This is a genomic window from Methanospirillum sp. (genome assembly GCF_035560735.1).
Classification (GTDB): Archaea; Halobacteriota; Methanomicrobia; order Methanomicrobiales; family Methanospirillaceae; genus Methanospirillum.
This window is the reverse complement of record NZ_DATMYY010000347.1, coordinates 1-5451: the sequence shown is the minus strand read 5'-3', so window position 1 is coordinate 5451 and position 5451 is coordinate 1. Positions and strand designations below refer to the sequence as shown.

Below are 5451 nucleotides of genomic sequence, written 5' to 3'. Positions count from 1 at the left end.
CACTCATCCTGACAACTAAAGAAGGAGGGATGTGGTTAAAAATCCTCAAGTTTCTCTGTTGAATGAAAAGATGTTCAGCTGAAATAACCCGATCTACAATTTTAGCCACTGCTGTTTCTCCAAAAAGTTCATCAGGGGTTTTACTCTCCATCGTTGAAAGAGTCAGGATATTGTTGATAATCTGATTCATCCGTTTAGAATCAAGAATGACAACATCTAACAGTTTCTGAAGATGAGGATCAGTTACTTTCTTTTTAATATGAGGAATTAAAGCAAAAACAGATGTGAGCGGTGTCTTGAGGTCATGACCAATCTGAGTGATGAGATCAGTTTTAACAGTCAGTAGATGAGATATCTCTTCTGTTCGCTCACGAACCTTCTCATCAAGTTCCTGATTGAGGCGAGATAGTTCGTCAGAGAGTTCTTCTAGTGAGAGATTTTGTGCACTGAGCTGTTCGGCGTATTGTGTTATCTCCCATTCATAGTTTTTCTGGCTCGTAATATCATAACTGATCCCAGTCATCCGGATGGGACGGTTCTTCTGGTCTGTAACAACGATCGCATTAACTTTGAGATATCGTAATTCTGCACCAGAATTCTGAATACGAAATTCTGTATTGAGCTGTTTTTCTCCACGTATGGCAAGATCCACCTCCTCTTTTACCCGGGCTTCATCTTCTGAATAAATTCTATCGTACCAGTCATCATACGTTCCCTTGAAATCGTCCTGATGAATTCCATACTGGCGAAGCATCCAGTCATCCCAGTCAAGATGATTTCTGATCAGATCAAATTCCCATACGCCAAAATTAGCAGCATCAGCGGCGAGAGTAAGTCGCTGATTTATCTGTTTGATCTTTTTTTCAGCTAATTTCTGTTTGGTGATGTCAACCATCACCGTGAGAAAATATTGATTACCCTGCCCACTGATTATCTCACCAGATAGCAGTACATCTATAATTCCTCCATTTTTGCAGCGAATTTGCAGGTCAATATTTGAGATAAATGAAGAACTCTTGAGAAGTTCAGAAATAATTCCCGGTTGCTCCAGGTTTACATACAGATTCATATCAATAGGAGTCTTCCCAAGAAGTTCATCCCTGGTATATCCCAGTTTCTTCAAAAAGGCATTATTTAGATCAGTGAACTTTCTATCTGGCATAATTGACAATGCCATCAATGCAGGATTGTTGTGGAACAGGTGCTCAAACCACTGTTGCACCCTCTTACGTTCTGTTATCTCTGTCTCAAGTGCAACTGTCCGGTCTCGAACAATCTCTTCCAAGTGGAGTTGATATTCATGAAGGGAACGTTCAGCATATTTTTTATCGCTTATATCCCTGTTACTACCCCGCTGACCTAAATATGTCCCGTCCCTATTAAAAATGGGGAGACAGATATGGTGAATCCACCTGACCTCACCGTCCTTTCTGATGATTCGAAATTCGATACTCCAGGAATCTGATGAAATGATCTCATGATGAGCTTCTTCTCTATGTTTAAAATAAAGAGGGAGATCATCTGGATGGACAATCTTTTGTAATAGATCAGGTTCTTGAAGGAATTCCTCACGTGTGTATCCTGATACCCGCAAACAGGACGGTGAACAGTACGTAAATTGATTATCTGTTGTGATCCAGAACTCCCAGTCATAGGTATAATCTGCAACACGTTGGTACTTTTCTGCACTGGCAATCAACGCCAAATCGGTCTCTTTCCGGGACATTAATGTTCCGACAAAAGATACTACCGTAAGTATTCCATCAACCATATCCTTTGGCAGATCTTCTGGAGCATAGAGGGAGATCATCCAGATCCCCCGTATCTGAAATCCTACACTTACGGGTAATAGTACCCAGAGGATCTCGGGATCTATTTCATCCCGTTCAGTGGCAAGAAAGCCGGTATTACAAACCTCAATGGCAATTTTGATGATCCAAAGGGGTATATCTTCTTCGCTTGCTGGCTGAATAGTGTGAATCTGTATCTGGTTTTTCTCGTGAGGAGTGAAAGTTGCATATACGGCTACTTTAGCTTTGAAAAACCGGATAGTTCCACTCACCAGTTCAACTCTCAAATCTGCTTTAACCGGAAGTGTTGCCAGGTATTGCATGCAATGCATGCAGGAGAGTAACCAGTCCGATACAGTGGATTCATGATTGTTCATAGATTCTGTATCCCTGAAGATGATCCCATAGGGCATAAGTACAAATTTTGAAAGAAATACTCCTCAAAAAGTTTTGAGTGAGCCAGATTTACCAGTTTTATTGATCTCCGGATACTTTTACACATCATTCTCGCTTGATTTGATAGTGCCAGATCAAGACAGCCTGAAAGTGCTGTGTTTTCCAGGAGTTTTATTCTATCTGGAGATATCGATGGTAAAAGTCCGATTGCAATGGAATTTTCTATGTGAAGCGATTTTCCAAAGGCTCCTCCAACAATAACCTGGTTTAGATGACTAGGATCGAGAGAGGCCATCTGACATAAAATTTCCACCCCTGCACCAATGGCAGCTTTCGCCTGTTGTAAAACACCAATATCTTTTTTGTTAATATAAAGCGAAGTTCCAGGTATTGGAAGTTTTATTCCAGAGGAACTCACATCGCTGATAATTCTACCAAGAGAGTCAATATTACCTGATATGAGCAGTAACGCTACTGCATCAACCAGCCCGGACCCGCAAATTCCCTGTATGCTATTGCCACAGATAGTATCAACATTCCACAGATGAGATGATGGATCGGTCGTGATCCGGTATACTGCACCAGGATCTGCAGCCATGCCACAGGTGATCCCTTCACCTTCAAAAGCAGGACCACCTGCTGTAGAAGTAACCCAGAGGGTAGTGCCATCCCAAAGAGCTATCTCTGTATTTGTTCCAAAATCAATAAATAAGGATGTTCCTTGACCATCTAGAAGATGTGTATAAATAATTCCTGCCAGTAGATCGGATCCAATAAATCCACCGATGGGTGGGATCAGTTCGATCGATGGCCCTCCTGGCAGTCCGCACACATGGCACCATTCATCATGAGTTTCTGAACAAACCTGCATACAAGAATCCCACGAATCAGGATTAAGGAGTGAATCAGCACCCTTTCCATTTAGCAGTGCAAGCATAGCGGAATTTCCAACAACAAATATCTTTTGAAGCATTCGGTCAGGAATCGGGGTATTCAATTCACATGTGTACTGAGCAGCAGTGATTGCAGATATCACCCAGTTCTGTAGTTGTTTTGCATCTTTGGGTGTCCTTGTAGCACAGATCAGGCGGGTTATGACATCAGAACCGATTCTGGACTGGGGATTTTGACCTTCACATGCAGATATCAGTTTTCCATCCATACGACATAATGCCATAGAGATAGTAGTCGTACCCAGGTCTACTGCTCCTATAAATGTATTCAAAGAAGATTGTTCTTGATTCTGAATTGGATATGTACAGACATAATCAGGATGTGGTAATGGATGCCACTCTGATTTACGGGCAGGATTCAGGATGGATAAAGTAAGATCTGTCTTTGGAAATACCTGACAAGATAAGTGTACACCAGCATTACGCTCATCTTCGCTCAGATGTATCTGTTCTGTACTACTCCAACGTTCTAACGAATGTTTCTCAATCCGAACACGACAAAGCCCGCAGGCACCATTCCCCTTGCATCCTGATGCTACAATATTTCCAGCACCATTCAGGATATCTTTGAGTGATTTTCCTTCAGAGTATTGAATCTCATGCCATTGTTCCTGTAGATATGCTTTGATCACTGGCATTTCACGTCATCACCCTTCCCCTGGCTGAATTGTACAGAAGAATGAACCATAGCAGCAATATTGGCAGGAGGTGATTCTGGTGGAATTTCACATCCAGATGAGAGGATAAATCCCCTCCGTTCAGCAAACGTTTTGAGTAGTTCAAGGGATTTTTTTATGATCATTTCTGGTGTATCAGCAATGAAACTGACTGATGAAATATTTCCATTAAGGCACACCTGTGCAAGTTCCTGACATGCTTTTTGTGGAGACACACAATAGTCAAAGTTGGCGATATTCACTCCGATATTATCATACTGGTTTAGGATAGAACCTACATTTCCTGCGATATGAAGCCAGTTCGCATATGAACCGCTTTGTTTGAATGAAGCGAACAATTGAGTAAGGCGGGGTGCAATACATTGGCTAAAGAATGATGGAGGGATAACCTCCGGAGAGGCTCCGGGCTCAAATATCATAATTATATGAGCACCTGCGTTCAACTGGGCAATACCATACTGGTGAGCAATCCGGGTTGTGTAGGTTAGGAGCTGTTCAAATCGTTCAGGGTCATCTGCAGCCAGATACAGTGCGTTTTCAGTTCCCAAAAGATGGAGTGCCAGAGTCATAGGTCCTTGTACTAATCCAATGACCGGGACCATATCATTGAGATCTTTTCGGAGCGTTCTGATGGCGGTGAGCACATGGGGAACTCTTCCTGATGTTTTCATATCAGGAAGCGTGAGGTGGTCAAAGGCAGCATCTGTGGTGAAAGGTGGATGAGAAACTGATGGATAGTTGTCTTGCGGAAATCTGATTGTTGCACCAATAACTTCGGGTTCTATGCAGAGATCCAGGACACCAAATACTGCATCATATCTATAAAAGTGAAGAGCCTGCAGTTGATAGATTGCCGCCAGGTCACCGCTACGAACATAATCAATGATATGGGCTCCATTTAAAACTGCTGTGTGAGCGAATACCTGGGGAATCACCGGTGGACGATCAGTAGGCTGGAAGGATACCGCTGCTATGACCCGTTCTAACTGGTTCATCCCCCCTCCTGATGTTTATTCAAGTAGTTGATTGCATCAAATGCAGTCTGACAGACGTAGTCTACATTGAGATATTCAGAATCTGTCTGTTTTAATGCAGCTCCACCGGCTATGATCAGAACATGATGCATCCCCATATCAGAAAGCATCCCCCTGATCTGCTGAACCTGTGGAATAATACTGGTGATGAGTCCGCTGATACAGACTGCAACTGCCTGTTCCTGAATAATAGTCTGGATCAACATCTGCATGGGAACATCTTTTCCACAATCAACAACACGATACCTGTTACCGATGAGAGCCATTTTTACGATATGCTTACCAAGGTCATGAATATCCCCTTCTAATGAGGCAATAACTATTGTGCCCCTATGGTTAGAGGGTGGTGTTTCATCAGGATAAATTTCCCTGACTACACCCATAACTGCACGACCAGCAAGCATAATTTCAAGGAGATTGAACTCTTCCAGAGTACATTTGTGATCCAGACGGTCCATTGCCACCTGGATTCCTTCCTTGACAATCTCTTCTCCGCTAAATCCATTGGCCATCAACATTCGAGAGTAAGCCTGAGATTTAGATACATTTCCATCAAGAAGAAAATCAATCAAATAACTGAAATCAGTCCTCTCTCCATTGT

Annotated in this window: 4 protein-coding genes; all 4 read right to left on the bottom strand. The window is 42.5% G+C overall.

Translation table 11 applies throughout. The features are described 5' to 3' along the window. The coding region (locus VN429_RS10330) for a PAS domain-containing protein (RefSeq protein ID WP_325632968.1) at positions 1 to 2122 on the bottom strand (2122 nt) is incomplete at its 3' end. A 41-nt stretch (positions 2123 to 2163) separates the two neighbouring features. Beyond that, on the bottom strand, positions 2164 to 3777 hold the full coding sequence (locus VN429_RS10325) for an ASKHA domain-containing protein (RefSeq protein WP_325632966.1): 1614 nt from the start codon (positions 3775 to 3777) through the stop codon (positions 2164 to 2166). Further along, positions 3768 to 4811 (bottom strand): uroporphyrinogen decarboxylase family protein, encoded by a 1044-nt coding sequence (locus tag VN429_RS10320; RefSeq protein ID WP_325632964.1) that lies wholly within the window; start codon positions 4809 to 4811, stop codon positions 3768 to 3770. Before VN429_RS10320 ends, VN429_RS10325 begins: the two co-directional genes overlap by 10 nt. Continuing rightward, positions 4808 to 5451, bottom strand: a 644-nt coding sequence (locus tag VN429_RS10315; protein WP_325632962.1) for a cobalamin B12-binding domain-containing protein, incomplete at its 5' end; no start/stop codon positions are given. The genes VN429_RS10320 and VN429_RS10315, both read right to left, overlap by 4 nt.